This is a genomic window from Pseudomonas sp. B33.4 (genome assembly GCF_034555375.1).
Classification (GTDB): Bacteria; Pseudomonadota; Gammaproteobacteria; order Pseudomonadales; family Pseudomonadaceae; genus Aquipseudomonas.
In genome coordinates this window covers 5,152,305-5,179,172 of record NZ_CP140706.1, presented here as the reverse complement: position 1 = coordinate 5,179,172, position 26,868 = coordinate 5,152,305, and the positions used below count along the sequence as shown (strand labels likewise).

Annotated in this window: 24 protein-coding genes; 11 read left to right on the top strand and 13 right to left on the bottom strand. The window is 60.2% G+C overall.

The annotated features are described in order from the left end of the window. Positions 1-53 precede the first annotated feature (53 nt). A complete protein-coding gene (locus U6037_RS22795) occupies positions 54-1,571 on the bottom strand; it encodes an MDR family MFS transporter (protein ID WP_322844615.1) in 1,518 nt (505 codons plus the stop codon). Between the two features lie 79 nt (positions 1,572-1,650). Beyond that, a complete protein-coding gene (gene pobA / locus U6037_RS22790; protein ID WP_322847356.1) occupies positions 1,651-2,835 on the bottom strand; it encodes a 4-hydroxybenzoate 3-monooxygenase in 1,185 nt (394 codons plus the stop codon). Between the two features lie 186 nt (positions 2,836-3,021). Between pobA and U6037_RS22785 the strand changes: the two genes are divergently transcribed. Continuing rightward, positions 3,022-3,906 (top strand): helix-turn-helix domain-containing protein, encoded by an 885-nt coding sequence (locus U6037_RS22785; protein ID WP_322844614.1) that lies wholly within the window; start codon positions 3,022-3,024, stop codon positions 3,904-3,906. 119 nt (positions 3,907-4,025) lie between these two features. Here U6037_RS22785 and U6037_RS22780 read toward each other — a convergent pair whose 3' ends face one another. Both U6037_RS22780 and U6037_RS22775 read right to left on the bottom strand, forming a co-directional pair. Then, positions 4,026-4,202 (bottom strand): hypothetical protein, encoded by a 177-nt coding sequence (locus tag U6037_RS22780; RefSeq protein ID WP_007912636.1) that lies wholly within the window; start codon positions 4,200-4,202, stop codon positions 4,026-4,028. A 107-nt stretch (positions 4,203-4,309) separates the two neighbouring features. Further along, entirely contained in the window at positions 4,310-5,242 is a 933-nt protein-coding gene (locus tag U6037_RS22775) for a LysR family transcriptional regulator (RefSeq protein ID WP_322844613.1), read from the bottom strand. A gap of 114 nt (positions 5,243-5,356) precedes the next feature. Between U6037_RS22775 and U6037_RS22770 the strand changes: the two genes are divergently transcribed. Beyond that, complete coding sequence (locus U6037_RS22770; protein WP_322844612.1) at positions 5,357-6,235, top strand: MBL fold metallo-hydrolase; 879 nt, start codon at positions 5,357-5,359, stop codon at positions 6,233-6,235. Between the two features lie 46 nt (positions 6,236-6,281). After that, positions 6,282-6,896: an NAD(P)-dependent oxidoreductase gene (locus U6037_RS22765; protein ID WP_322844611.1), complete on the top strand. Its 615-nt coding sequence runs from the start codon at positions 6,282-6,284 to the stop codon at positions 6,894-6,896. Positions 6,897-7,091: 195 nt separating this feature from the next. Here the strand turns inward: U6037_RS22765 and U6037_RS22760 are convergent, their stop codons facing one another. After that, positions 7,092-7,973 carry a LysR substrate-binding domain-containing protein gene (locus U6037_RS22760; RefSeq protein ID WP_322844610.1) on the bottom strand — a complete coding sequence of 294 codons (882 nt, stop codon included), beginning with the start codon at positions 7,971-7,973 and terminating at the stop codon, positions 7,092-7,094. Positions 7,974-8,112: 139 nt separating this feature from the next. Between U6037_RS22760 and U6037_RS22755 the strand changes: the two genes are divergently transcribed. The 6 genes from U6037_RS22755 to U6037_RS22730 all read left to right on the top strand — a co-directional run bounded on the left by U6037_RS22755 (position 8,113) and on the right by U6037_RS22730 (position 15,528). Then, on the top strand, positions 8,113-9,750 hold the full coding sequence (locus tag U6037_RS22755) for a 5-guanidino-2-oxopentanoate decarboxylase (RefSeq protein ID WP_322847355.1): 1,638 nt from the start codon (positions 8,113-8,115) through the stop codon (positions 9,748-9,750). Next, complete coding sequence (locus U6037_RS22750; protein WP_322844609.1) at positions 9,747-11,198, top strand: aldehyde dehydrogenase family protein; 1,452 nt, start codon at positions 9,747-9,749, stop codon at positions 11,196-11,198. Before U6037_RS22755 ends, U6037_RS22750 begins: the two co-directional genes overlap by 4 nt. 217 nt (positions 11,199-11,415) lie before the next feature. Next, positions 11,416-12,519, top strand: coding sequence for an ABC transporter substrate-binding protein (locus U6037_RS22745; RefSeq protein WP_242210021.1), 1,104 nt, complete (start codon positions 11,416-11,418; stop codon positions 12,517-12,519). Between the two features lie 186 nt (positions 12,520-12,705). Continuing rightward, positions 12,706-13,614 carry an ABC transporter permease gene (locus U6037_RS22740; protein WP_322844608.1) on the top strand — a complete coding sequence of 303 codons (909 nt, stop codon included), beginning with the start codon at positions 12,706-12,708 and terminating at the stop codon, positions 13,612-13,614. Next, positions 13,611-14,459, top strand: coding sequence for an ABC transporter permease (locus U6037_RS22735; protein ID WP_311882821.1), 849 nt, complete (start codon positions 13,611-13,613; stop codon positions 14,457-14,459). The genes U6037_RS22740 and U6037_RS22735 overlap by 4 nt, the downstream gene beginning before the upstream one ends. Before the next feature lie 13 nt (positions 14,460-14,472). Continuing rightward, the gene (locus U6037_RS22730; protein WP_322844607.1) at positions 14,473-15,528 is read left to right on the top strand and encodes an ABC transporter ATP-binding protein; all 1,056 of its coding nucleotides are present in this window, start codon (positions 14,473-14,475) and stop codon (positions 15,526-15,528) included. 263 nt (positions 15,529-15,791) lie between these two features. On the opposite strand, the gene U6037_RS22725 is transcribed toward U6037_RS22730, so the two are convergent. Next, a complete protein-coding gene (locus tag U6037_RS22725) occupies positions 15,792-16,721 on the bottom strand; it encodes an AraC family transcriptional regulator (protein ID WP_034153465.1) in 930 nt (309 codons plus the stop codon). Between the two features lie 396 nt (positions 16,722-17,117). On the opposite strand from U6037_RS22725, the gene U6037_RS22720 reads away from it, so the two are divergent. Together U6037_RS22720 and U6037_RS22715 are read left to right on the top strand one after the other, a co-directional pair. Then, on the top strand, positions 17,118-17,471 hold the full coding sequence (locus U6037_RS22720) for a putative quinol monooxygenase (protein ID WP_242210015.1): 354 nt from the start codon (positions 17,118-17,120) through the stop codon (positions 17,469-17,471). A 44-nt stretch (positions 17,472-17,515) separates the two neighbouring features. After that, positions 17,516-17,758: a hypothetical protein gene (locus tag U6037_RS22715; protein ID WP_038366794.1), complete on the top strand. Its 243-nt coding sequence runs from the start codon at positions 17,516-17,518 to the stop codon at positions 17,756-17,758. A gap of 4 nt (positions 17,759-17,762) precedes the next feature. Here U6037_RS22715 and U6037_RS22710 read toward each other — a convergent pair whose 3' ends face one another. From U6037_RS22710 to U6037_RS22680, 7 genes are all read right to left on the bottom strand, one after another. Continuing rightward, positions 17,763-18,392 (bottom strand): flavin reductase family protein, encoded by a 630-nt coding sequence (locus U6037_RS22710; protein ID WP_122598824.1) that lies wholly within the window; start codon positions 18,390-18,392, stop codon positions 17,763-17,765. A gap of 273 nt (positions 18,393-18,665) precedes the next feature. Further along, positions 18,666-18,941, bottom strand: coding sequence for a hypothetical protein (locus U6037_RS22705; RefSeq protein ID WP_322844606.1), 276 nt, complete (start codon positions 18,939-18,941; stop codon positions 18,666-18,668). A 381-nt stretch (positions 18,942-19,322) separates the two neighbouring features. Then, positions 19,323-20,642 carry an MFS transporter gene (locus tag U6037_RS22700; protein ID WP_093430526.1) on the bottom strand — a complete coding sequence of 440 codons (1,320 nt, stop codon included), beginning with the start codon at positions 20,640-20,642 and terminating at the stop codon, positions 19,323-19,325. A gap of 385 nt (positions 20,643-21,027) precedes the next feature. After that, positions 21,028-22,356, bottom strand: a complete 1,329-nt coding sequence (locus U6037_RS22695; protein ID WP_322844605.1) for a sigma-54 dependent transcriptional regulator — start codon at positions 22,354-22,356, stop codon at positions 21,028-21,030. Continuing rightward, positions 22,356-24,116 carry an ATP-binding protein gene (locus U6037_RS22690; protein ID WP_322844604.1) on the bottom strand — a complete coding sequence of 587 codons (1,761 nt, stop codon included), beginning with the start codon at positions 24,114-24,116 and terminating at the stop codon, positions 22,356-22,358. Before U6037_RS22690 ends, U6037_RS22695 begins: the two co-directional genes overlap by 1 nt. A gap of 84 nt (positions 24,117-24,200) precedes the next feature. After that, the gene (locus U6037_RS22685) at positions 24,201-25,493 is read right to left on the bottom strand and encodes an RHS repeat-associated core domain-containing protein (protein ID WP_322844603.1); all 1,293 of its coding nucleotides are present in this window, start codon (positions 25,491-25,493) and stop codon (positions 24,201-24,203) included. 34 nt (positions 25,494-25,527) lie between these two features. Beyond that, complete coding sequence (locus U6037_RS22680) at positions 25,528-26,850, bottom strand: hypothetical protein (RefSeq protein ID WP_322844602.1); 1,323 nt, start codon at positions 26,848-26,850, stop codon at positions 25,528-25,530. Positions 26,851-26,868: the final 18 nt, after the last annotated feature.

The following is a 26,868-nucleotide window of genomic DNA, read 5'->3' as shown; positions in this document are numbered from 1 at the left end:
CTTGGGTTATGCATTCCCATGTAGGAGCTGCCGCAGGCTGCGATCTTTTGCGGTTATTTTGCGCCGTGTTCGCGCCCGCGCAGCAGGTTGTTCGGCATCGCGATCGCTGCCGCCAATCCCAGCAACGACACCGCCGCACTTACCCACAGCAAATGCCGGAACGTGACCAACAATTCCGCGCGCAAAGCATTTTGCGCATCCCCCGGCGCGGCGTTCAGACCATCCAACAGGACGTTGCCCGAATGCCCTTCGCTCATCAGCGAACTGCTCGCCAGATGGGCAAAACTGGAATCCTGCAGCAACGCCAGCAGCAACGCCGACATCAACGCCACGCCCACTGCGCCGCCGAGGGAGCGGAACAGGTTGGTGGTGCTGGTGGCCACGCCGATATCGCGTTGCTCCACAGAGTTCTGTGTACCCACCAGCGATGTCGGGAATTGCATGCCACCGGCAATCCCACTGAGCAGCATGAACAAGCCGCTGAGCAGCGTCGCCTCTGGCGGACTGAATGCCATGCCGAGTATCGAAATCGGCATCAGGATCGCGCCGCTCAGGATCTGCGGCTTGTAACGCCCGGTAATCGACGTGCGACGACCAGCGAAATACGCACCAATCGGCAAGCCCATCGCCAACGGCAGCAAGTGCAGGGCGGCGCTGTCGGCGCCAGCACCGGTGACGCTCTGGAAACGCAACGGCATCAGCACAATCAGCGAAATCGCCTGGAAACTGGTGAAGAAAATCGTGCACCAGCACAGCAGCGCATTGCGGTTGGCGAACAGGTGCATCGGCAGCAATGGCTCACGGGCACGCCGCTCATGCCAGACAAACACCGCCAGCACCACCACCGCACAAGCGAACAAACCGAGTACTTCAGCGCTGCGCCACGAATGACCCTGGCCGACCTGAGTAATGCCCAATAGCAGGGCGGTCAGGCCGATGATCATCAACAGTGTGCCGAGGTAGTCGATGACCGGTTTGCGTTGCGGAATCGGCAAGCCGCGCAGATTGCGTCGCGCCACCCAATACGCGCCAAGTCCCAGCGGCAGGTTGATCAGAAATACCCAACGCCAAGACAGATATTCGGTCATGTAACCGCCGAGCACCGGACCGGCGACACTGGCCACCGCATACATGCTGCTGAAGTAACCCTGATAACGCCCGCGTTCACGCGGCGGCACGATGTCGCCGATGATCGCCTGACTCACCGAGATCATTCCGCCAGCGCCGATACCCTGAAGGATCCGCGCCAGCACCAGTTGCTCCATACTCTGCGCCATGCCGCAAAACAACGAGGCAAGGGTGAACAGGCCCATGCCGAACAGCATCAGTTTGCGCCGCCCGTACAAGTCACCGAGCTTGCCGTAGATCGGCACCGCCACGGTCATCGCCACCATGTACCCGGAAATCACCCAGGCCAGCAGGCTGACGTCCTTGAACTGAGCAGAAATGGCCGGCATCGATACGGCAACGATGGTCTGGTCGAGCGCGCCGAGAAAGATCGCCATCATCAGCGCGACCAGCACGCTGCGAATGGCCGGTTTGGGCGTTTCAGGTTGATTGAGATTGGTCACGGGCAAAACCTGCGGGCAGTGAGAGTCCCGCAGATCGTCAGGCGAGCGGGGATGCTCGCCAGTGTAAGTCGGTAGCAGGCTATTCGATAGCCTCATAAGGAAGTCCGACGTAATTTTCTGCAATGGTTTTTCGCCCTGCTTCTGAACTGACAAAGTAGTCGAGTTCCGAGGCGCTGATGCGTTGGCTGAAGTCATCGTGATCGTCGAAGCGATGCAGCATCGAGGTCATCCACCAGGAAAAACGTTCGGCTTTCCAGACGCGGCGCAGGCAGATTTCCGAGTATTTTTCCAGCAGCTCGGTACGCCCGTCGCGGTACACCTTCAGCAGAATATTGAACAGCGTGCTGACGTCACTCGCGGCCAGATTCAAACCCTTGGCGCCGGTCGGCGGGACGATATGCGCAGCGTCGCCGACCAGAAACATCCGCCCATACTGCATCGGTTCAACCACGAAGCTGCGCAGCGGTGCGATGCTTTTTTCAATCGACGGGCCGGTGACCAGTTTCTCGGCAAGCTCTATCGGCAGGCGATTTTTCAACTCATTCCAAAAGCGCTGATCGCTCCAGTCATCGACGTTTTCTTCCGCCGGCACTTGCAGGTAATAGCGGGTGCGGGTGGCCGAACGCATGCTGCACAAGGCAAACCCGCGTTCATGGCGGGCGTAGACCAATTCGTCATGCACCGGCGGCGTGTCGGCCAGAATGCCCAGCCAGCCAAACGGATAGACCCGCTCGAACACTTTCAGACAATCGGCGGGAATTGACTGCCGAGCGACGCCGTGGAAACCGTCGCAACCGGCGATGTAATCGCAATCGACGCGAAAGATTTCGCCGTCCTTTTCGAAGGTGACAAACGCCTCGTCGCTTTTCATGCCATGAGGAACGACATTGCTCGCCTGGTAAATTGTTGGTGCACCAGCCTCCCGACGAGCGGCCATCAGGTCACGAGTCACTTCAGTCTGACCGTAGATCATCACCGTCTTGCCGCCCGTCAACGCGTGCAGATCGATGTGCACCTGGCGTCCGTCCAGAGCCAGATCGAAACCACCATGCACCAGCCCTTCGGCGTCCATGCGCTGACTCACGCCGGCGTGACGCAACAGCTCTACCATGCCTTGTTCAAGCACACCGGCGCGGATGCGCCCGAGGACATAATCGGGGCTCTGACGTTCGAGGATTAGGGTGTCGATGCCGGCGTTGTGCAACAGCTGGCCGAGGAGCAATCCGGACGGACCGGCGCCAATGATGGCGACTTGGGTTTTCAGCGTTTTCATTGTTTTTATGACTCGCAAGCTTCACGCGGCCAAGACCGGTGAATGATTTTTATGGATCGAGTGCTTGCATTTTTCCCTTGCGGGTCTGTCAATTGAAGGTGAAAACTGAGCCGATACCTGTACATTCTGCCAATCGGTGCGATTATCGCCCACAACCCCGAGGCCTGGATTGAAGTGATGAACAAGCCTGAGCTGCCTTCGATTCCAGTGTTCAAGCTCTACGGTGAAAGCCTGGACTGGCCGACCCCTGACTTGCTGCACTGTGAAACCATTTCCTCCCGCAGTCGCGAACACGAGTGGGAAATAAAACCCCACCGCCATGCTGATTTGTGCCAATTACTCTTCGTCTTCAAAGGTCAGGCAGAGCTTGAGATCGAAGGGCAACGCACGCAACTCCAGACCCCGGCGATTCAGGTGCTGCCACCGTTGTCGGTGCACGGCTTTCGTTTTTCCGAAGACGTCGAAGGGTTCATCGTTACCCTTGCCACACCGCTGATCACTCACCTGCAGGCGCAGCTGGGTGAGGCGGTGCATGCCTTGGCCCAAGCGGAAAACTACCCTGCCGGCCACGACGGTGAATATCTAAACAGCCTGTTTTCGGCGTTGCAGGCCGAGTACAACGGCCACCAACCGGCGCGGGAAATGCTTATGCATTCGCTGGTCAGCGTGATCATGGTCTGGGTCAGCCGTCAGGCCATCGTGCGCCACAAAGCCAGTCAGCGCCCGCAACGTCAGCGCGAATACCTCAACGGCTTTATCCAGTTGGTGGAGGAGACTTATCGCCAGCACGTGAAGGTCGAAGACTTGGCCCATCGGCTGGGGATTTCGGTGTCGCACCTCAACGGCACCTGCCGTGAGCTGGCGGGACAACCGGCGTTGCAGATCATGCACGAACGCCAATTGCTGGAGGCCAAGCGCTTGCTGACCTACACCAGCATGACGATTTACGAGATGTCGGAGTTGTTGGGGTTTTCCGATCCGACCAACTTCACGCGCCTGTTTCGGCGCCGGGTGGGGATATCGCCAAAGGCTTTCCGCGACAGCCTCAAGGCCGATCAATAACTCACAGATACCACAAAACCCCTGTAGGAGTGAGCCTGCTCGCGATAGCGGTGTGTCAGTCAAACTTTATCTGAATGACACACCGCTATCGCGAGCAGGCTCACTCCTACAGTTGAATATCAGCGCAATGCGTTGAGCGTGGCATTGTGCGGAATACAACGCTCAAAGTTGCAGCTCGCATACTCGCGCGGCAGCTGTCGCAGCTGTTCGACCCGCCAGGCAGCGGTGCCGTACAGCGCCAGCGTGGCGGCGCAGGTAATGAAAATCGCGACGTACCTTCTTGTTTTGATGTTCATGGCGAAGACCTCTGAACGACATACCCTGCGGTATTACTTTCAGCATAGGTCAGGTAGGGGCAGCTGCAAGCTTGGAGCTGCAAGCGTCAAGATGAATTGCGGTGCAGCTAGCTTGCAGCTTGTGGCTTGACGCTTGAAGCTGCTTCATCCCATTCGGGGTTTTCGGGAAATCTGAGCACCAGAAAATCCAGCATACTGCGCAGTGCCGCCGGCATGTGTTTGCGTGAGGCGTACACCGCGTAGATGTTCATTTGTCGTGGCTCGGCATGGGGCAGCAGGCGGACCAGTTCACCGCTGTGAATATGCACCCCGGCCTGATACGTCGGCAGCATCGCCACCCCGGCGCCGGCCAGTGTTGCGCGCAATAATGTGCTGGCCTCGTTGGCGCTGATATTGCCCTGCACCGCTACTGAAACCGGTTCGCCATCCTCCTCGAAATGCCACAGGCTCTTGCCGAAATAGGAGTGTGTCAGGCAGTTGTGTCGGCTCAGTTCCTCGACCCGCAACGGCGCCGGCTGCTCCAGCAGATAAGCCGGCGCGGCGCAGACCACCGAACGACAAACGGTCAGGCGTCGGGCGATCAGATTGGGGTCGAGATCGTTACTGGTGCGAATTGCCAAGTCGATGCGCTCATCCACCAGATTCACCGTGCGATCGAGCATTTGCAGATCGATACTCACACCCGGATAGCGTTTGACGTACGCAGCCATCGCATCGGCCAGTTGCGCTTGCCCGAACGAGGTGCTGACGCTGATCCGCAGCAAGCCGCGCGGGGCATCGTGGGGTTCGCTGACGGCGGCTTGCATGTCCGTCGAGAGTTCGATCATTTGCCGACAGCGCGGCAGAATTTCACTGCCGGCGGCGGTCAGGCTCAACTTGCGCGTGGTGCGGTGCATCAGGCGGGCGCCGACCCAGTCTTCCAGTTCTGCCAGATAACGTGAAACCACCGGCCGCGAAAGATCCAGATGATCAGCCGCAGCCGACTGGCTGCCCAGATCCACCACGGTGACAAATACCCGCATTGCTTGGAGACGATCCATGATTTGCCCGCTTTCAGAAACAAACTATGTTCAAGCATCGCATTTTTTGTACTGAGTCAGGCAACTAAGCTCTGTTCCATCGCCTAACACGGCATTCGGACACCGGAGCAACAGATGATCGGCTTCACCACACTCAAACGCGTTCTGCTCGCCACCGCTTCACTGGGTTTCGCCGCGCATGCCGCTGCCGCTAACCTGACCCTCGACGTTTACAACCCAGGGACCAATGCGATTTTTCCGGTGACCTCGGTGCTGGTCAGCGGTGAGAAAGACGCGATCCTCGTCGATGCGCAATTCGGTAAATCCCAGGCTGAACAAGTCGTGGAGAAGATTCGCGCCAGCGGCAAGCACCTGACCACCATTTACATCAGCCATGGTGACCCGGATTACTATTTCGGCCTCGACACCCTGACCCAAGCCTTCCCCGACGCCAAGGTGCTGGCTTCCCAGCCAACCGTTGATCACATCAACAAAACCGTCGCCGGCAAGCTCGCCTTCTGGGGCCCGAAAATGGGCGCCGACGTTCCGGCCAAGACCATCGTGCCGGGCGTGCTCAAGGGCGACAGCCTGATGCTCGAAGGGCAGAAATTGCAGGTGGTCGGCCTTGAAGGCAAACAGCCGGATCGCAGCTTTGTGTGGATCCCGTCGCTCAAAGCCGTGGTCGGTGGCGTGGTCGTCGCCGAGAACATTCACGTCTGGATGGCAGACACCCAGACCGCACAATCCCACGCCGACTGGCTGGAAACCCTGCACTCGATCGAAACCCTGAAGCCGAACACCGTGGTGCCGGGTCATTACCTTGGCAACAGCAGCCGTTCGCTGGCCAGCGTGAAGTTCACTGCCGACTACATTAAGGCTTTCGACGCTGAAACCGCCAAGGCCAAAGATTCCGCCGCACTGATCGCCGCGATGAAAAAGCGCTACCCGAAACTCGGCGAAGAAAGTTCGCTGGAGCTGAGTGCGAAAGTCGCCAAGGGCGAAATGCAGTGGTAAGCCGATTTACGAAACCGCAGCACTCTCAAGCCAACTGGAGAATGTCATGAGCAAGATCGCAATCATTGGTGCCACCGGCCGTGCCGGTAGCCAACTGCTGGAAGAAGCCCTGCGTCGCGGCCATAGCGTTACCGCTATTGCCCGCGATACCTCGAAGATCGGCGCCCGTGCCGGTGTGGTCAGCAAGAATGTCGATGTGCTGGATTCAGCCGCGTTGCAAGACGCGGTAGCCGGTCACGATGTGGTGATCACCGCTGCGCATTTCGCTACCGTGCCTGCGGCGGCGATTGTCGGGCCGGTGAAACAGGCGGGTGTGCAGCGTTTGCTGGTGGTGGGCGGTGCCGGTTCGTTGTTGCTGCCGGACGATACGCGAGTGATCGACAGTGCGGGTTTCCCGGCGGAGTACAAAGCTGAAGCCAGTGCCGGTGCGGCGTTTCTTGAGGCTTTGCGTCAGGAGCAGGATCTGGACTGGACCTTTCTGTCGCCTTCGGCAGAGTTTGTCGAAGGTGAGCGCACGGGGAGTTTCCGTGTCGGCAAGGATCACTTGCTGGTGAGTGCCGAGGGGCGTAGCTGGATTACCTTTGCTGATTACGCGATTGCGCTGATCGACGAAGTGGAAACGCCGAAGCATTCGCGTCAGCGGTTTACGGTCGGGTATTGAGTGAATCCTCGCCCCTCACCCCAGCCCTCTCCCGAAGGAGAGGGAGCCGACCGAGGTGTCTGGCGATGTACATCGACCTGAATCATCGAGTCGATTATGGATTCAACACAGTAATTTCACGTCGGCGTATTTCTAGAGCATCCCCCAATCAGTCCCCTCTCCCCCTGGGAGAGGGTTAGGGTGAGGGAAAAGGCCTCACCGCAAATGCGCCTGCTCCACCAGCCAGATCATCAATTCCTCCAGCTGCGGCGAAGGCTCGGTTCCCGCAGGCACCACCACGTAATACGCCAACCCCGTCCTCACCTTCAATTCAAACGGCATCACCAGCCGCCCGGCGCGCAAGTCATCACCAATCAACGACCAGTCGCCTATCGCCACCCCGGTCCCATGCGATGCCATCGACATCGCCTGATCCAGCGTTTCGAAATGCTGGCCCATGTTGACGTTATTCAACTGCAGTTCGGCCGCCGTCAGCCAGACCTTCCAGTCCTGAGTGTCGCGGGTGGGATGCAGCAATAGGTGCTGTTGCAGATCAGCCGGCTCGGACAACATCGGCGGGCCTTTCAACAGTGCCGGTGAGCAGACCGGGGTCAGTTGTTCATCGAACAGATGCAGCGCGGTCGATGAGTTGTCCGGTGGCGTTCCATAGATCACCGCCGCATCGAATTGCTCGCGCTGAAAGTCCACGCCATGGGCCAGGGTAGTCGTCAGTTTGACCGGCACATCCGGGCGTTCCTTTTGCCATTGCAGCAGACGCGGCACCAGCCAGCGCATCACGCAACTCGGCGCTTTGAGTTGCAGGGTTTCGCGCTTGAGACCGATCTGCTCGGTCGCCTCGCTGATCAGACCGAAGACTTTCTCCACCCGTGGCAGCCACTCACGACCTTCGGCCGTCAGCTCCAGACCACGGGCCAGGCGGATGAACAATTCATACCCCAGATGATCTTCCAGCCCGGCGATCTGCCGGCTCACTGCGCCTTGGGTGATGTGCAACTGCTCGGCGGCCCGGGTGAAGTTGCAGCACTGCGCGGTGATCAGAAACGTATGCAGGGCGGGCAGGGGAGGCAGTCGTTTCATGTGGATCCAAGGTATGACGTGAGGACATGGCTAGTATGACTTTTAATCGATTGTTGCCGCTACCTGCCGACCGTTCAATGAGCCCATTCCATGGCCTGCAAAAGGCCTTGTGTCTCAAACGAACAAGAAGGGCAATGACATGGCGACGTGTGGCGAAGTACTGGTCAAGTTACTCGAAGGTTATGGGGTCGAGCAGGTGTTCGGCATTCCCGGCGTGCACACCGTAGAGCTGTATCGCGGGCTGGCCCGTTCGAGCATCAACCACGTCACCCCACGGCATGAGCAAGGCGCCGGTTTCATGGCCGACGGTTATGCGCGCACCAGTGGCAAACCGGGTGTGTGCTTCATCATCACCGGGCCGGGCATGACCAACATCACCACGGCAATGGGCCAGGCCTACGCCGACTCGATCCCGATGTTGGTGATCTCCAGCGTGCAGAGCCGCAATCAGTTGGGCGGCGGGCGCGGCAAGCTGCACGAGTTGCCGAACCAGAGCGCATTGGTCGCTGGCGTTGCGGCGTTCTCCCACACGCTGATGTCGGCGGCGGAATTGCCCGACGTGCTCGCTCGCGCATTCGCCTTGTTCCAGGCCGGGCGTCCACGTCCGGTGCACATCGAAATTCCGCTGGACGTGCTGGTGGAAGACGCTGATGCGCTGCTCGCCAGCGTCCCGGTCAACATCGACCGCGCCGGTGCCGCACCGGCAGCCGTCAGCCGCATGAGCGAGTTGCTCGCGGGCGCCCAACGGCCATTGATTCTCGCCGGTGGCGGTGCGATCGATGCCGCTGCCGAGCTCACTGAACTGGCCGAACTGCTCGACGCCCCCGTGGCGCTGACCATCAACGCCAAAGGCATGCTGCCGTCGACGCATCCGCTGTTGATCGGCTCGACGCAAAGTCTGGTCGCCACTCGTGCACTGGTCGCCGATGCCGATGTGGTGTTGGCGATCGGCACCGAACTGGCGGAAACCGATTATGACGTGACCTTCGCCGGTGGCTTCGAGATTCCCGGCAAACTGCTGCGCATCGACATCGACGCCGATCAGACGGTGCGTAACTATCCGCCCCACGTCGCCCTGGTTGCCGATTCGCGCAACGCCGCGCAGGCATTGCTCAGCGCCTTGTCGCACAAACCTTTGGCCGAGCGCCGCAACGATTGGGGCCAAGTGCGCGCCGCGCGTCTGCGTGATGATCTGGCCGCGAGCTGGGATGCACCGACTTTGGCGCAGACCCGTTTCCTCGAAACCGTGCTGCACGAATTGCCCGATGCGGTGTTCGTCGGCGACTCCACGCAACCGGTGTATACCGGCAACCTCACTTTTAACCCGGAGCGTCCGCGCCGCTGGTTCAACTCGTCGACCGGTTACGGCACGCTTGGTTATGCGTTGCCAGCCGCGATTGGCGCATGGCTCGGTGGACAGCTCGACAAAGGCGCGCGGCCACCGGTGGTGTGCCTGATCGGCGACGGCGGTCTGCAATTCACCCTGCCGGAACTGGCCAGCGCCGTCGAAGCGCGCACGCCGGTGATCGTCCTGCTGTGGAATAACCAGGGCTACGAAGAGATCAAGAAGTACATGGTCAACCGCGCCATCGAGCCGGTCGGCGTCGACATTTACACCCCGGACTTCATCGGTGTGGCCAAGGCCCTCGGCTGCGCTGCCGAAGCGATCAGCTCGGTGGAGCAATTGCGCGGCGCACTGCGTGCGGCGAGCGATCGCCAAGGCCCGACGGTGATCGAAATCGACCAGCACCAGTGGATGCAGGCGGTGGCCCAATGATCAGTTTCCCAACCACACTCGATGGCCTCTACATCAACGGCCAATGGTCGGCCGGCCGCGAACATCTGCGCGTGATCAACCCGGCCACCGAGGCGCTGCTGACCACGGTCAATGGCGGTGACGAGCAGGCGGTCGAGCAAGCGGTTGCTGCTGCCGCTGCAGCGTTCAGGGACTGGTCGCAAACCAGCGGTGCCGAACGCGGCGCGATCCTGCGCAATATCGCCAATGGCGTGCGCAACGGTCGCGATCATTTGATGAACCTGCAATCGAGCAACAACGGCAAACCGCAGTTCGAAGCGGCCATCGACGTCGACGACGTGATCGCCACGTTCGAGTATTACGCCGAACTCGCCGAAGGCCTCGACGCGAAGCAGGACAGCAACGTGCCGCTGCCCAGCGATGATTTCAGCGCACGCCTGCGCCGCGAACCGTGCGGTGTGGTCGGGCTGATCGTGCCGTGGAATTTCCCGATGGTCACCACCGCGTGGAAACTCGCGCCGGCCCTCGCCGCCGGTTGCTGCGTGGTGCTGAAACCGTCGGAAGTCACGCCGCTGCCAGAGCTGGAGCTGGCGGCGATCATCGCCGAAGCCGGCCTGCCCAGAGGCGTGTTCAACGTCGTTTGCGGTACTGGTCTGGCGGTGGGTGCGCCACTGTCGGCGGATCCGCGCATCGCCAAGATTTCCTTCACCGGCAGCAACGCCGTCGGTGTCCAAGTGATGCAGCGCGCTGCTGAAACGGTGAAGGGCGTGAGCCTGGAGCTGGGCGGCAAATCTTCGTTGCTGGTGCTGGACGATGCCGATCTGGAGCTGGCGGTCGAGTTGGCCTGCGGTGGCGGTTTCTTCAACGCCGGCCAGATGTGCTCGGCCACCAGTCGCGTACTGGTGGCCGATGAACTGGCGGATGAATTCCTCGAACGTTTGCAAAAGCGTGCGCAAGCAATTCGCGTGGCGGATCCGTTCGACCCGGACGTGGAGATGGGCGCACTGGTCAATCAGGCGCAATACCAGCGTGTGCTCGGGCACATCGATCGTGGTCTGAGCGCCGGGGCGAAGCTGCTGTGCGGCGGTAATCGTCCGGCGGATTTGCCGCGCGGATATTTTTTGCAGCCGACGGTGTTCACCGACGTGCCCCTCGACAGTGCGCTGTGGTGCGAAGAGATTTTCGGTCCGGTGCTGTGCGTGCGCCGTTTCAGCAGCGAAGCCGAGGCAATCGCCTTGGCCAACGACAGCCAGTTCGGCCTCGTCGCCAGTGTGGTGACGCGTAACGCCGAAACGGCTGACCGAGTCGCCAACGCCCTGCAGGCGGGGCTGGTGTGGCTCAACGCGCCGCAAGTGATCTTCCCGCAAACCGCGTGGGGCGGTTACAAGCAGAGCAGCATCGGCCGCGAATTGGGGCCGTGGGGCCTGGCCGCGTTTGAGGAAATCAAACACGTGATCCGGGCGCTCTGAACGCCCGAAAAAGGTCAGCGCATGCCTCGCAACGAGGCATGCGTCGGCGTCATGGCTTCAATGAGTTTTTATCGATAGTCAGGTGTTTTGCACGACCTCAGGATGAACCCGTCGGCAGCGCTCAAGCCCTTGTAAATCGGGGTTTGGCGCGGATCCGGCCGCGCGGATGCAACGGTTGCGACCAACCTCATACTTAAAAGAACAAAGGGAGTCCGTCATGGGCGAGCACGATCTGAACAGGCGTCAATTCATTAAAACCGTCGGCGTCGCCTCGGTGGCGGCGGCCGCCCTGAGCATGCCCTTCATCCGGGCGAGCGCCAGCGACACGCGGTTCGCCGGCAAGACCCTGCGCTTGCTGACCTGGTCGGATGACACCGGTCTCGCCGCACTGCGCAATATCGCTGCGACGTTCGAAGCCAAGACCGGCGCCAAGGTCATCGCTGACCGCACCGGCAGCACCTCGGAAATGGTCGCCAAACTCAAGGCCGGCGGTGATCGTCCGCAGTACGACATCATCACTCTGGCCGGTGTCGGCGCCGAAGGTCTGGCCGCCGCCGGACTGCTGGAAAAACCCGACCTCAACCGCATTCCCAACCTCGTCGACGTTCCGGAAAAATACCGCACTGGTGCCAATGGGCACGGCATCGGTTACCTGTTGTGGTGCAACAGTCTGGTTTACAGCACCCGCACCCAAAAAGAAGCGCCAACCAGTTACGCCGCGCTGTGGGACGCCGATCTGGCACCGAACATTTTCCTGCCGCCGCCGAACTGGACCGAAGCGATGGACCTGATCATCATTGCCGCGAAACTGGCCGGTGGTGACGAACACAACATCGAGCCGGGTTTCAAGAAACTCGCCGAGCTCAAGGATCGCGTGGTGACCCTGGGCGAAAACCCGAACCAGATTGCCGAGCTGTTCCGCACCGGTTCACTGGACATGGGCGGCCTCTATGCGCCGGCATTTTTCCCCAAGCAGATTCGCGATCCGAACTACGGCCTCGGCGCCACTTTCGGCATGAAGGAAGGTTTTTACACCGACTTGATGTTGTCAGTGATGCCGAAGAATCGTCCCGGCGATACTGATCTGGCTTACGCGTTTATCGACCACTCCCTCGATCCGCTGGTGCAAGGCAAGATGGCCGAGGACATCTTCAACGGCCCGGTCAACGCCAAGGCGATCATCTCCGCCGAAGCGCGCAAGAGCCCGTTCATCCTCACGCCGGAGCAGATTGCCGAGAAGGCGATCATGCACGACAACGCCTTCCTGGCCACCGTGCATGACCAATGGATTCGTCGCTATACGGAAATCTTTTCTTCCTGAGCCGAACACACATCTTCAAAACACCAAAAAACCCTTGTGGGAGCTGGCTTGCCAGCGATGACGGCCTACCTGTCGACAATGATGTCACTGACAGATTGCTATCGCTGGCAAGCCAGCTCCCACAGGGGCTCGGTGGTTTGGAGAGTTGTGTTCGTCAGTTGTTTTTCCATTGACGAGATCATTGCTATGGAACATCAATCCCTGACCCAAGCGGTCGGCGCCGCTGACGTGCGCCCGGCACGCGGTGTTTCTCCGACTGCACGGGCGTGGCTTTTTCTCACGCCGTCGATGCTGTTTCTCGGCGTGCTCATCGCCGCCAGCCTGCTGGTGCTGCGCATGAGCGTCGGCACCAAAGGCGCGGAGTGGACGGGTTTCAGCCTGGCCAGCTACGCCCAGTTGCTTGAACCGTACTACCTGAAATCCTTGCTGCTGACCTTGCGTCTGGCGCTGATCAGCGCGGTGATTGCCGTGCTGCTGGCGATCCCGGTGGCGTACACCATGTCACGGCTGACCTCGCCGTTCCTGCGGCGGATTTTCCTCGCCGCCGTGCTGCTGCCGTTGCTGGTCAACCTGTTGCTGCAAAGCTACGGCTGGCTGGTGATCCTTGGCCCCGCCGGCATGCTCAACCAGGCGCTGATGGGCCTGGGCCTGATCAAACGGCCGATCATGTTGCTGTACAACCAGAACGGCGTGTTGATGGGCCTGGTGCAAACCGCGTTTCCACTCGCGGTGTTGCCGATTGCCAGCGCCATGCGCGGCGTCGCCCGCACCTATGAGGAAGCGGCCGCGACCCTCGGCGCCAGCCGTTTTCAGGTGTTCCGCCAAGTGGTGTTGCCGATGAGTTTGCCCGGGATCATCACTGGCGCGACGCTGGTGTTCGCTTACAACGCCAGTAGCTTTGTAGTGCCGTTGCTGCTCGGTGGCCGGCGCGTGCCGATGCTGGCGGTGATGGTGCATGACCAGATCGCCCCGCTGATGAACTGGCCCGCCGCCTCGGCTGCCGGCGTCGTGCTGATCATCACCACGCTGGCGATCATGACTTTGTCCGAATACATCACTGGCCGTCGTCGGCGTCTGCTGGAGGCTTCGCAATGAGTGCCCTGACCAACAAGCGCATGGCGCTGCTGCCCGGCGAAACCGGCAAGTTCGCCGGCATCCTCTCCGGCTTCATTTTGCTGCTGGCGGTTTTGCCGATCCTGACCATGATCGTCATGTCGTTCAGCGGCGCGTCGAACCTCGACTTCCCGCCGAGCAGCTACAGCCTGCAATGGTACAAAGCTGCCTGGCACACGTTTGTTTCGCCGGATGCCAGCGACGTGCTCAGCCTCGGCCAGGCGATGGCCACCAGCCTGCTGGTGTCGTGCCTGACCATGGTCTTCGCCACGCTGATTGCGGTGCCTGCGGCCTATGCGCTGACCCGTTGCGAGTTCCGTGGCAAAGCCGTGGCATTGCAACTGATGTCGCTGCCGCTGGTGTTTCCGATGGTGGTGTTGGGTCTGGCCTTGCTGCTGGTGTTCGACAGTTTGCCGTTCCACATGACCACCTCGCGGCTGGTGATTGCCCACGTGATTCTAGCCTTGCCGTTTGTGGTGAAGAACTGCACGGCGGCGATGCTTTCCATCGGCAGCGAAGTCGAGGAAGCGGCGCGGATGCTTGGCGCTTCACCGCTGCGCGCGATTGTCGATGTGGTGGTGCCGTTGATGAAGTCGGGGATTCTGGCTGGCATGCTGCTGGCGTTCATCGTCTCGTTCAACGAATTCACCGTGACCTATTTCCTCTACACCATCGACGTCATGACCGTGCCGATCTGGATGTACAGCCGTACCGTGTCATCGCTCGACCCTACCGTATTCTCGTTTGCCGTGCTGATCGTGCTGATCGACTTCGTCCTGATCTGGGCGCTGGAGAAGCTGGTGGGCGAGGGCGGCGTTTCCTTTTGATTTGAGGTGCAATATGACTGGTCTGATTCTGGAAAACGTCGAGAAATTCTACGGCTCGGCGTGTGCGGTACAAGACGTCAACCTGCATTTGCCGGAAGGCAAACTGGTGTGTTTCCTCGGCCCGTCCGGCTGCGGCAAAACCACTTTGCTGCGGATGATTGCCGGGTTGGAAACCCTCAGCGGTGGCGAGATTCGTCTGGACGGCGAGGACATCGGCCACACCCCGGCGCATCTGCGCAACTTCGGCATGGTCTTCCAGTCGCTGGCGCTGTTCCCGCACATGACCGTCGGCGAGAACATCGCCTACCCGCTGAAGTTGCGCGGCGTGAGTAAGGCTGATCAGCAGAAACGGGTGGTGGAGTTGCTGGAGCTGATCCAGTTGCAGGCGATGATCGATCGCCCGGTGGCAAAACTCTCCGGCGGCCAGCGCCAGCGCGTGGCGATTGCCCGGGCGATCGCTTCGCACCCGAAAATCCTTTTGCTTGATGAGCCGCTGTCGGCGCTCGACGCCAAATTGCGCGAGTCGATGCAGGTGGAAATCCGCCAACTGCAGCAACGCCTGAACATCACCACGATCATGGTCACCCACGATCAGCGCGAAGCCATGACCATGGCCGATATCGTCGTGGTGCTGGGCGAGCATAAGGTGCAGCAGATCGGTACGCCGATCGAAATCTATCGGCATCCGGCCAACGAGTTTGTCGCTGACTTCATTGGTTCGGGCAACATCTTTCCGGCCACGGCACTGGGCGACGGCAGGGTCAGCCTGCCGGGCGGCGATGCGCTGCAAGTGCCGATCTGCAGCAGCATTGTCGTCGGTCAGAAAGTGAAGATGCTGATTCGTCCGGAAGACTTGCAACTGTCCGCAGCGCAAGCGACGGCGGGCAATCGCCTGCTCGGCAAGGTGACGTTTGTGCGCGATATCGGCGCGACGATCGAGACCACGGTGGAGTGTTCCGGGGTGACGTTTACGGCGTTGAGTACGCCGTGTCAGGGGATCGGCTTGGGGATCGGGCATCCGGTGTCGGTGACGTTGCCGGCAGAGGCTTGTCGGGTGTTGGGGGCTTAGAGCGAGGACTGACTCCGAATCGCCCCTCACCCCAGCCCTCTCCCGGAGGGAGAGGGAGCCGACCGAGGTGTCTGGCGTTTTCCATCGACCTGAGAGATCGAGTCGATTATGGATTCGGCAAAGCAGGCGATATCCGTCGACCTGAGAGACCGAGTCGATTATGGATTCGGCAAAGCACTTTCAGGTCGGTGTACTTCTTCAATATCCCCCAATCAGTCCCCTCTCCCTCTGGGAGAGGGCTAGGGTGAGGGGCTTCTAAAAGGTCACACTGAAAGCCGCAACCGCGCCAGATCCCTTAACGGCGGCGCACCAAACAGCCGGCTGTACTCACGGCTGAACTGCGACGGACTTTCATACCCCACCCGATACCCCGCCGCCGAAGCCTCCAGCCCCTCCGCCAACATCAAGCGCCGCGCCTCCTGCAAACGCAACTGCTTTTGATACTGCAGCGGACTCATCGCCGTCATCGCCTTGAAGCGGTGATGCAAGGTCGACACGCTGAGGTTCACTTCTTTCGCCAGATCATCAATGCGCAGCGGCTGCTCGAAGTTGCCGTTGAGCCATTTGATCGCCTGGCTGATGCGATGGCTCTGACTGTTGGCGATCGCGATTTCATACAAACGATGCCCCTGCGGACTGCGCAGCAGGCGATAGAGAATCTCCCGGCGAATCAGCGGCGCGAGCATGGCGATGTCTTTCGGCGCATCGAGCAGACGCGCCAGACGCAGCACCGCATCGAGCATTGAACTGTCGATCTGTTCGACATACAAACCGCGCCCGGTCGGCCGGGTCGGCACGCCCATGGGGCCGGCGTCGGCGATCAGTGCGGTGATTTCGGTCGGGTCAATGTCCAGGCGCACGGCGAGGATGGGATCTTCCGGCGAGACATTCACCACGCGTCCGCTCAGCGGCATCGATACCGATACCACCAGATAATTCAACGGGTCGTAATTGAAGTACTCATCGGCCAGCCGCACCTCTTTGCGTCCCTGCGCCATGATGCACAGCGCCGGTTGCGCGAGCACCGGGGCAAAGTCGTGGGATTTTGTGTGGCGCGACATGAACAGTGAGCCGATGGCGGTCTCGTAGCTGCCATCGTCGGTGGTGTTGCGGCGGATGATCGCCGCCAGTTCCGCACGCTGTTTTTCCATGTCAGCGGTGGGTTCGGCTTGAAAACGATCGAATGACGTCATGCACGGCATCCTCGGCAGAGAGGTGGAATGGAGCAGAGCATATGTTTGTGCAAGCGCCAGCGGTAGACACATCCTGCGAAATGCTTGCCTGATTCTGCCCCGGGGTGTTTCCGCGCCTGTCGCGATTCAACCCTGTAGGAGCTGCCGAAGGCTGCGATCTGTTGATCTTCAAGGCGAAATCAAAAGATCGCAGCCTTCGGCAGCTCCTACACAAAACGCGTATGACAACCGTGTGACGCAGTTTTACAGGTTGTTACAGGTTCTGGATGCAGTCTCGCAGGATTGTGCAACGCGGCGACAGGAATCGACTAACGGCGTCTTGCGCGTGGCCCTTAACCTTTGATCCTGTCGCAGCCCGTCCCCCGGCTGCCACGCGACTCCCTGGGAGGGTTGAACATGTCCAAGCAGATTCCCGTCAGTCATATGGCCTTCGTTCGAGCGCGCGCCGGGCGTTCGGCGGAACTCGGTGTACGCCTCAGCGCGTTGATCGATCCGTCCCGCGCCGCCCCCGGTTGCCTGAGCTTCGCCTTGCAGCATTCGCAGTGTGATCCCGAGTTGTGGCTGGTCTCCGGGTTCTGGAGCAGCCAGCAAATGATGACCAACTATTTCAACAGCCCGTCGATGGAAATCTTCGCCGAGCTGGTGCAGGAGCTGGTGGTCAACAGCCTCGACTTCCACACCTTCAAGGACGTGTCGGTCGCGCAAGCGCTTGGCCAATGTCCGGCGCCGGTACACAAACTCGTCGGTTGAGGGTTTAATGTCCGGCTTAATTTGTCTGAGCCGGGATGTGTGACATGGCACGTAAAGAGTTCGAACACTTCGAAGCAGTTTCCGCAGTCGTTCCCGTCGAGTTGGGCGGCAACAAGGGCTACCACGCGGCAATCGCGGTCAAGGCCCTGGTCGATGGCGGTGCACCACGCTTTCACAAATTGCTGAATGATCAGGTTTTCCCTGGCGCTATTGCCGCCGACGAAGCCGCTATCAATGAGCTGGATAACCTCAAGGGCGTCACTGAAGACGCCGAGTTGATCTGGTAACGCGTTACTTGCTGGCGCCCGGACGCCACATCTTGAACAGGGCTTCAGGCCCCAACTGGAAATAATCCGCCGGCCCGCCGCCGCGCAGAATCGGTTCTGCCGCGGCGGTGTCGTAGATGCCGTCCTTCAACAGCCACTTGGCGATATGCACGGCGACCACTTCGCCGAGGATCAGCCAGCTCGGCACCGTCTCGCCATCGGCGCGCTGCAACTGAATGATCTGCGTGACCTTGCACTCGAAGGACACCGGGCTTTCGGCCACTCGCGGCACCGAAATCACTTTCGACGCGACCGTCGTCAATCCCGCCAATTCAAACTCGTTGACCTCAGGCGCGACCATCGCGCAGCTCTGGTTCATCTGCTCGGCCAGCGGGCGGGTGGCGAGGTTCCAGACAAATTCGCCGGTCTGCTCGATGTTGTTCAGACTGTCTTTGCGCCCGACGCTGGAGAAACCAATGATCGGCGGAATGTAGTTGAAGGCGTTGAAGAAACTGTACGGCGCCAGGTTGAGCTGGCCGTTGGCATCCTGCGAGGAAATCCAGCCGATGGGGCGCGGACCGACGATGGCGTTGAACGGATCGTGGGGCAGACCGTGGCCGTTGGCGGGTTCGTAGAAATGGATGTCATCGGGCATGTCTGAAGTTCCTGGAGGGCATGAGTCAGTGGGCAATAGTGCAAGTGCCGTCAAACAATTTCCAGTCAGTCACTGATATTCCATCCAATGGAAAACCTGTGGGAGCAGGCTTGCCAGCGATGGCGGCCTGTCAGTCGACAATGACGTTGAATTACAAAATGTCATCGCTGGCAAGCCAGCTCCCACAGGGTTTTGTGTCGGTTTTAAAAAAATGTCCTGCCCCAGAAATGACTAAGCCCGGCCTAGGCCGGGCTGTGGAAGGACTGCTGATACTTAGCTGATGGCAGCAGCAGTACCGGTTTTATCGAAGCCGTCAGCCGCGACGGTTTTACCCAGGTTGGTTTTATCGAAACCATCGGCAGCCACAGCTTTGCCAAGGGTGGTTTTATCAAAACCGTCAGCGGCATAAGTACCGGTGTGGCTGGTTTCGATGGCGGCGCTGGCGCCGCTGATGAAGTCGGCGGATTTGGTGCGATCCGAGCCGTCGGCAGCGAAGGTATTGGCAGCCAGTACGGACAGGGTCAGGGCGAGGATCAGTTTGGTTTTCATGTCGGTTGCTCCAGATTCGTTGGCGGTGTGTCTTGCATGGGTTTAATGCTACGCCAACTAAATTGATTAAAAAGCGCAAATTGATGCTAGAAACTATCGATTAACTTGATGTTAAGGGCGACGCATTGAATTCGCTTTCGTCGTCGGAGCGAGCGTCGCGCAGGTCATCGATCAGGTGATTGCAGAATGCAGGGGCAGCATTAATTAGCGATTAATCGCTTGGCGGCGGATGTGAGGAATTATTCATGCAGGTCTGGGTAACGCGGTGACCCCAATCGCGAGCAGGCTCACTCCTACATTTGGAATGTTTTCCCCTGTAGGAGTGAGCCTGCTCGCGATAGGGCCAGAACAGCCACCGTTGCAGTGGCTGTGAAAACCCGATCAGTCAGTGACGATACGCGAATGCTTCTGGGTGTCTTTCATGGTGATGTACACCAGCAACGACACCGCGATGCACGCCGTCACATACCAGTAGTAACCGGTTTCCATGCCGATGCTCTTGAACCAAAGTGCGATGTATTCAGCGGTGCCGCCGAAGATCGACACGGTCAGCGCATACGGCAGGCCAACGCCGAGGGCGCGGATTTCGGTCGGGAACAGTTCGGCTTTCACCACCGCGTTGATCGAGGTGTAGCCGCTGACGATGATCAGCGCCGCCATGATCAGGAAGAACGCGCCCCACCAGGTCTGAATGGTGTGCAGGGTCATCAGGATCGGCACCGTGAAGATCGTGCCCAGTACGCCGAAGGCAATCAGGATCGGACGACGGCCGATCTTGTCCGACAGGCCGCCGATGATCGGTTGCAGGCACATGAACAGGAACAGTGTGGCGGCAGAAATGGTGGTCGAGTCGGAGATGCTCATGCCGACGGTGTTCACCAGGTACTTCTGCATGTAAGTGGTGTAGGTGTAGAACGCCAGGGTGCCGCCCATGGTCAGGCCGACCACGGTCAACAACTCTTTCGGGTGGCGCATCAAGGTGCGCATCGCGCTTTCCTTGGACTTCTCTTTCTTGGTGAACGACTCGGTTTCTTCCATGCCGCGACGCAGGTACAGCGCGACGACTGCGCACAGCGCGCCGATGGCGAACGGAATGCGCCAGCCCCACGCGTACAGCTGTTCAGTGGTCAGCACGTTCTGCAGCACGATCAGTACGCCCAGCGCGATGAGCTGACCGGAGATCAGGGTCACGTACTGGAAGCTGGAGAAGAAGCCGCGACGTTCCTTGGTCGCCATCTCCGACAGATAGGTCGCCGAGGTGCCGTATTCGCCACCGACCGACAGGCCTTGCAGCAAGCGCGCGAACACCAGCAGGATCGGCGCGCCGATGCCGATGGTTTCATAGTTCGGGCTGAGGGCGATCAGCAGCGAGCCGAAGCACATCAGGTAGACCGACGCCATCAAGGCCTTTTTACGTCCGACTTTGTCGGCGTACATGCCCATCAGCCAGCCACCGATCGGACGCATCAGAAAGCCCACGGCGAAAATCGCGGCGGTGTTCATCAGTTGGGCGGTGGTGGAACCGGCAGGGAAGAAGGTTTTCGCGAAGTACAGGGAGAAGGCGGCATACACATACCAGTCGTACCATTCGACCATGTTGCCGACGGAGCCGCTGAAGATCGATTTGATCCGGCTGGCGGTGGTTCTTTCTTTGGCGGGCGCGGCAGCCGACCCCAGAGGCAGGGCGTTGGAGTTATCCATTGAAGGATCCTTCGTTTAATTGTTTTTGTGGAGCGCGTTGGAACGCAGCCTGCGAGGGCTATAGCAGGAGGTGTGCCAACGGGGGGAGGGCCGGTTTAGAGGGGTTGACGGGATTGGGTGGGCGGTTTTATGCCGATGGAATTGATCTTGTGAGCGGATTTCCGCTTATTGGCGTGAAGATCAAAGGCCCCTCACCCTAGCCCTCTCCCGGGGGGAGAGGGGACTGATCGAGGTGCTTTTGATAGTTACGCCGACCTGAGATATCGAGTCGAACTCAGGTTTCGAAAAGCATGAAGATCGGCTCCCTTTCCCCCTCGCCCCCCAAGGGGAGAGGGCTGGGGTGAGGGGGATGGATTTCAGCCACGGCAAAAATCTCGAGCCAGCCTCACTCAGTCAAAAACATCTCCCGACTCAACCCATGCCGCTGCAGCTTTTCATTGAACGTACGGCGCGGCAGTTGCAGTTCTTCAAGCACCGCTTTCACATCGCCCTTGTGCCGCGTCAGCGCCGCACGCAAACACTGCGCTTCAAACGCCTCCTGCTGCGCCGCCAGCGACTGGCCCGGATCAATCCCCGGCGCCGGCTCGTCCAGCCCTAACACCTGGCGTTCGGCAACGTTCGCCAGTTCGCGCACGTTGCCCGGCCAGTCGTGGCTGAGCAGATGACTCAATTGCGCGCCACTCAAGGGCGGAAAGGTTCGGCCCAAACGTTCAGCGGCGTTGTGGGCGAAGGTTTCGAACAGCAACGGAATGTCTTCGCGGCGATCGCGCAACGGCGGCAAACGCAGTTCGGCGACGTTCAGGCGATAGGCCAGATCCTCGCGAAAACGTCCCGCTCGGGCTTCATCGAGCAGATCCGGTTTGGTCGCCGCGACAATGCGCAGGTCGACGCGAATGCTCTGGTTCGAGCCCAACCGCTCAAGCTTCTGCTCCTGCAACACGCGCAGCAGTTTCACCTGCTGGGCCAGCGGCATGCTTTCGATTTCGTCGAGAAACAAGGTGCCGCCATCGGCGTATTCCAGCTTGCCGATGCGCTTGCCCGAGGCGCCGGTAAACGCACCGCTCTCGTGCCCGAACAACTCGGCTTCGAACAACTGCTCAGGTATCGCCGCGCAGTTCAGCGCCACAAATGGCTTGGCCGCGCGCGGGCCGAAATCATGCAGGCACCTAGCGACCAGTTCCTTGCCGCTGCCGGTTTCGCCACGGATCAACACATTGACCGGCAATGCCGCCAGGTCCAGCACTTGCCGCCGCAGCGTCTGCAAACCACGGGACACACCGAGCAACGTCGCATCGAGTTTCGCGCGGTTGTCGGCCTGCTCGTGCAGGGCGCGGTTTTCCAGAATCAGCCGGCGTTTGTCCAGCGCCCGGCGCAAGCTACCGAGCAGGGTTTCCGGGCTGAACGGTTTCTCCAGAAAGTCATAGGCACCGTCGCGCATCGCCTCGACGGCCATCGGTACGTCGCCATGACCGGTGAGCAGAATCACCGGCAGGTCAGCGTCGCGTTTCTGCACTTCGGCCAATAACGCCAGGCCGCCCATGCCGGGCATGCGCACGTCGCTGAGGATCACCCCGGCAAAGTGCGCGGGCAGGGCGGCGAGGCACTCTTCGGCGCGGCTGAACAGTTGAACTTCGAACCCGGACAGGCTCAGCCACTGCTCGACGGCGCTGCGAATGCTGCCTTCGTCGTCGACCACCATTACCGAATTGAGCATCAGATGTGTGCCTCCAGATCGATTGGCAAAGTCAGGCTGAACACCGCGCCGCTGTCGCCATTCTCGGCGCTCAGACGCCCGCCGGATTCATGCACGATAGCGAAGGATACCGCCAGCCCGAGGCCCAGGCCGTCACCCACCGGCTTGGTGGTGAAGAACGGGTCGAAGACCTGGCCCAAATGGTCTTCGGCGATGCCGCCGCCATTGTCGCTGACGCTCAGGCGCCACAGTTGTTCGTCGGCTTCGAGGCGAATTTCCAGGCGCTTGCACGCTTTACCGTGCATGGCATCGAGGGCGTTGCGCAGCAGATTGATCAGCACCTGTTCGAGACGAATCGCGTCACCGCGCACCCACGCCGGACGGGTCAGGTGCAACACCAGGCTGACCTGTTCGTCGCGCAGCCGTGCATCGAGCAACTGCAGAGACTGATCGACCACCGTCGCCAAGTCCAGCCGTTCGCGCAAGCCGCTGGGGCTTTTGCGTGCGAAGGTTTTCAGGTGGCCGGTGAGGGCGGCCATGCGCGTGAGCATCTCGTCCACCGGTTTCAACGCTTTATAGGCATCGTCGACGCGACCATGCTCGAGCAACAGGCGCAAGGTCGCCAGTTGCATGCGCTGAGCGGTCAGCGGCTGATTGATTTCATGGGCCAGCGCGGCGGACATTTGGCCGAGCGCGGCGAGTTTGGCTGATTGCACCAGACCGTCCTGCGCGGTGCGTAAATCGCGGGTGCGCTCTTCGACCAGTTGTTCCAGTTCCTCGCGGTTGCGCTGGCGGATTTTCGACAGGCGCCAGCGCTGGTTGAGAAACAGCAACAGAAACACCAGCGCCAGCCACACCCCGGCGGCGGCCAGCCCGGCATTGCGCAGGTCTTCGAAGGCCACTTGCGGATGGCGCAGCAGGTGCAGTGTCCAGCCTTCGGCGCTCAGGGGCAGCGATTCCCATAGATAATCCGCGGTGCCCTCGGGGCCTTCGACGCGGCGCAGATCGCTGTTGTCATCAAAACTGCGCAGCGACAAATGGGTCAAGGGCAGCAGTGATTGCTTGTCGTACTGCCGGGTGGCTTTGATCTCATCCATGTCGCGGGCGCTCAATGGCCGCAGCGCGCGATAACGCCAGCCGGCCTGATTGGCGATGAAGATGATTCCGCGCGCATCGCTGACCAGCAGCGTGTCATTGCCCTGACTCCACTCGCGCTCCAGTTCGGGGAATTCCAGCTTGACCACCATCGCGCCGAGGAACTCATCGTTATCACCGAGCACCGCGCTGGAGAGGAAGTAGCCGGGAATCCCGCTGGTCACGCCCACCGCGTAAAAACGCCCGGTGCCCTGGGTGCGGGTCTGGCTGAAGTAGGGGCGGAAACCGTAATTGTGGCCGACGTAACTGCTCGGCAAGCGCCAGTTGCTCGCCGCCACGGCCAGACCGGTGTGATCGAGCAGTTCAAGAGTCGAGGATTGCGCCGCGCCGTTGATCTTTTCCAGCTTGAGATTCAGCGCCGCCTGTTCGTCGGCATCGACCGGCCCGGCCAGCGCCGAACGCAATTGCGGGTCGAGCGCCAGTACGGCGGGCAGGGCGCGGTAGCGGTCAATCAACGTGTGCAGAGAATTGGCGTATAACGCCAGTTGCTGGTTGGCACGGGCGGCGTCTTCTTCCAGTGCCTGCCGTTCGGCGTGGCGGATCGCAAGTGTGGCGGCAAGCGCCGCGCCGGCGATGATCAGCAGGGTATACAACGACAGACGCAGGGTACGGGAAGTCGGCAGCATGCTGGGCAGATGGATGGCAGGTCGGGCGGGCAAGATAGCATGGGCCGGGCCGGCCCGGCGTGCTGTTCGCGCCGGGCACTTGGGTCACACAAACGTTTCGTCAGTACTTTGTCGGCGTGGCAGATTCGACCGGCGTTTGCTGTTCTCTCTGGTTCTCGGTTCGTCGGCGATCGAGCGTTCCAGTTGTTGCAGGCGTTCGGTCACCCCTTCTGCCGCGCTGGGGGCGTCGAGAAGCGCCTGAGCTGTCTCCATGACCTTGTCGATGGCGTCGAACGGGTCGAGACCGGTCCTCGCCAGCTTCATTACCTGGCGTTGCTTTTCCGCGTCCAGTGCCTTCAGCTGCTTATAGAACAGTTCCTGTAAGGGTGCAGCGTAGGTGCTGAGGTTATCGGTGAAGTTTTTGATGCCGTCGATCACGGCTGCGCCCCTGTTGATCAGATCTTTTGAACCGTCGACCACGTTTGAAAATGTCTCGTCGACAGTATTGAAGGCATCCTTGAGTTCCTGGGTGTGCAGCGTTTGCGCCAGCTTCAAACCTTTCTTGAAAAAGTGGTAACGCAACAGCGGCATCGCCACGGCTCCGACAATCGCACCGACTATGGCACCGATGATATTGCCTGCACCCGGCACCACGCTGCCCAAGGCACCGGCTAGCGCAATCCCTGCGAATACGCCCTTTGCTACTGATTTGATGCCGTGTTTCGACTTGAGGAATTTGCCGAAGGTCATACTTTCACGCAGCTTATTGATGTCGGCGGTTTCCGAAACCAGACCATCGAACTCATTAGCCAGATTGTGTATCTGAGTCGCCGCCGTTTTTGCCTTGTCCAGCAGCCCGACAAAGTCGCCAAGCAATTCGAATACGACTTTTTTGCCACCGGTTCTGTCGACATACAGTAGTGGGTTGTTGCCGACCATGGCGTACAGATTCAGGCCATCTACTTCGCCATTCGGATCAGCGCTGAGCCAACGTTGCAACCACGCTGCGTAATAGCGTTCGCCGTAATAATACAGCCCACTGACATCCATCTCCTTGCCCGAATAACGAACGAACCTGTAGCTGACCTCAATCGTCGATCGGGCTGCCATCCACGCGGTTTCGCCGAAGGGGTAATAACCTTCCTGACTGATCAGCTCTGCCTGTTGATCGAGCTCCATGACACAGGAGCCAAGGTGATCTTCAAGGCTGTAACGCAACTGGTCGTTGTCGATCGCATCGGGTTTGTTCGCTACCCAATGCAGGCAACGGGCGTTGCCGAGGGTGATGACGTGCAGCTCTTCGCCGTTGTCGCGGGTGCGGATTTCCAGCCCCGGCAGATAGCGCACCTGCTGGAAATTTTCGGCATTGGCACCGAAGGTCTCGTGGCGTTTGAACACGCGCACGCCCTGGCTGTAGCGGTAATACTCGGCATCACTGGGGTTTTTTTTCGCGCTGGACCAGGATGACGCTCGTCAGCTCATCGCGGGCGTTCCAGTGCAGGGGATGGCCCGCTTGTACGGCCAGTTGATTACCGTGACAGTCGAACAGATCGCCGAACACCGGTTCCGGTTCGCCTGTTTTCCAGCGCACCCCGCGATTACTGTTCGGGTCGATGCGCATTTGCCGCGTGGAATTGTTGCCCTCTCGTATATGGCGCAGTTCGATCAGGTTGCCGCCGCTGTCGTACTGGTAGGTCTGGGTGTAATTGAGGCGATTGTTCGGGTCGCCCGGTTGCGGCAGGCCGGGAATGTCCGGCGGCGGGGCGTCGTCGTAACCGGTGGCGCTGGTCAGCCGATAGAGCGAGTCGTAGGTGAAATCGCGGTGGCCGTCGACTAGTTGGTTGGCGAAGTATCGTGGCTGAAAGGCGTAGTCTGCGATGCGGGTAATATTGCCGACGCGGTCGTAGAAATATTCTAAGTCCTGCAGGACCTTACCGTCGTCCTTGAAGCAGGACTGGGTGTGCAAACGAGCGTCGGCCGGATCATACGTCCACTGACTGTGTACGCGATTGCCGGCCAGTTGCTCGATGATCTGGTCGTTGGCGTTGTACTGCGCGTCCAGTAACACCGGTTGCCATTCAGACGTGCCACTGACCAGCAGATCCGCTTTGCGCAGTTGCCCGGCCAGGCCGTAGTGCGAGCGGCGCTGATGGCCGCCGGCGTCGGTCTGCTCCAGCAGCGCGCCGAGCGGGCTGAATACATGTTCGCTGGTGAACGGTTCACCGTCGTGGAAAGTGCGGGTTTCGCTCAGCGGCTGGCCGGTGAGGGCGAAGCTGTCGGTGCGCAGTGAACCCGACCGATCTTTCTGTTCCAGCAACTGGCCGCGCTGGTTGTATCCCGCCTCGGCCGAGGCGCCGGCGTAGCTGAAAACCTCCACATCAGGCGCGCCATTTTCATCGACTGCCACTACCCGCAACTGGTCATCGAAGCTCGACTGCCAATGGCTGCCGCGCTGATCCCAGCGTCGCAAAGGTTCACCGGCCAGCCCCGGCAGGCTCAGGCGCCAGCCGGCGTCGACGCTGTCGGACTTCAATACCGCACCGCTCAGGCTGTAAACCGTGGTCAGGCAAGGATCGGACAGGCGCGGGTCCCACTGTCCAACCACGCGGCCGGCAGTGTCGTGTTGTTGGCGGCTGATCTGACACTCGACGTCAGCGCCGGCCATGGTGCGCAGGTAGGCGACCGTTCTGACCGGCAGCGCTCTGGGGTCGTGAACCTGCAGCGCTGGCGTACGCCAGTGCACTGACTGTTTCATGCAATCGCACCGTTGCTC

Coding starts and splice junctions, on each gene's coding strand:
- U6037_RS22785 (WP_322844614.1), top strand. CDS start 3,022: ATGAACAAGCCTGAGCTGCCTTCGATTCCAGTGTTCAAGCTCTACGGT.
- U6037_RS22780 (WP_007912636.1), bottom strand. CDS start 4,202: ATGAACATCAAAACAAGAAGGTACGTCGCGATTTTCATTACCTGCGCC.
- U6037_RS22775 (WP_322844613.1), bottom strand. CDS start 5,242: ATGGATCGTCTCCAAGCAATGCGGGTATTTGTCACCGTGGTGGATCTG.
- U6037_RS22770 (WP_322844612.1), top strand. CDS start 5,357: ATGATCGGCTTCACCACACTCAAACGCGTTCTGCTCGCCACCGCTTCA.
- U6037_RS22765 (WP_322844611.1), top strand. CDS start 6,282: ATGAGCAAGATCGCAATCATTGGTGCCACCGGCCGTGCCGGTAGCCAA.
- U6037_RS22760 (WP_322844610.1), bottom strand. CDS start 7,973: ATGAAACGACTGCCTCCCCTGCCCGCCCTGCATACGTTTCTGATCACC.
- U6037_RS22755 (WP_322847355.1), top strand. CDS start 8,113: ATGGCGACGTGTGGCGAAGTACTGGTCAAGTTACTCGAAGGTTATGGG.
- U6037_RS22750 (WP_322844609.1), top strand. CDS start 9,747: ATGATCAGTTTCCCAACCACACTCGATGGCCTCTACATCAACGGCCAA.
- U6037_RS22745 (WP_242210021.1), top strand. CDS start 11,416: ATGGGCGAGCACGATCTGAACAGGCGTCAATTCATTAAAACCGTCGGC.
- U6037_RS22740 (WP_322844608.1), top strand. CDS start 12,706: ATGGAACATCAATCCCTGACCCAAGCGGTCGGCGCCGCTGACGTGCGC.
- U6037_RS22735 (WP_311882821.1), top strand. CDS start 13,611: ATGAGTGCCCTGACCAACAAGCGCATGGCGCTGCTGCCCGGCGAAACC.
- U6037_RS22730 (WP_322844607.1), top strand. CDS start 14,473: ATGACTGGTCTGATTCTGGAAAACGTCGAGAAATTCTACGGCTCGGCG.
- U6037_RS22725 (WP_034153465.1), bottom strand. CDS start 16,721: ATGACGTCATTCGATCGTTTTCAAGCCGAACCCACCGCTGACATGGAA.
- U6037_RS22720 (WP_242210015.1), top strand. CDS start 17,118: ATGTCCAAGCAGATTCCCGTCAGTCATATGGCCTTCGTTCGAGCGCGC.
- U6037_RS22715 (WP_038366794.1), top strand. CDS start 17,516: ATGGCACGTAAAGAGTTCGAACACTTCGAAGCAGTTTCCGCAGTCGTT.
- U6037_RS22710 (WP_122598824.1), bottom strand. CDS start 18,392: ATGCCCGATGACATCCATTTCTACGAACCCGCCAACGGCCACGGTCTG.
- U6037_RS22705 (WP_322844606.1), bottom strand. CDS start 18,941: ATGAAAACCAAACTGATCCTCGCCCTGACCCTGTCCGTACTGGCTGCC.
- U6037_RS22700 (WP_093430526.1), bottom strand. CDS start 20,642: ATGGATAACTCCAACGCCCTGCCTCTGGGGTCGGCTGCCGCGCCCGCC.
- U6037_RS22695 (WP_322844605.1), bottom strand. CDS start 22,356: ATGCTCAATTCGGTAATGGTGGTCGACGACGAAGGCAGCATTCGCAGC.
- U6037_RS22690 (WP_322844604.1), bottom strand. CDS start 24,116: ATGCTGCCGACTTCCCGTACCCTGCGTCTGTCGTTGTATACCCTGCTG.
- U6037_RS22680 (WP_322844602.1), bottom strand. CDS start 26,850: ATGAAACAGTCAGTGCACTGGCGTACGCCAGCGCTGCAGGTTCACGAC.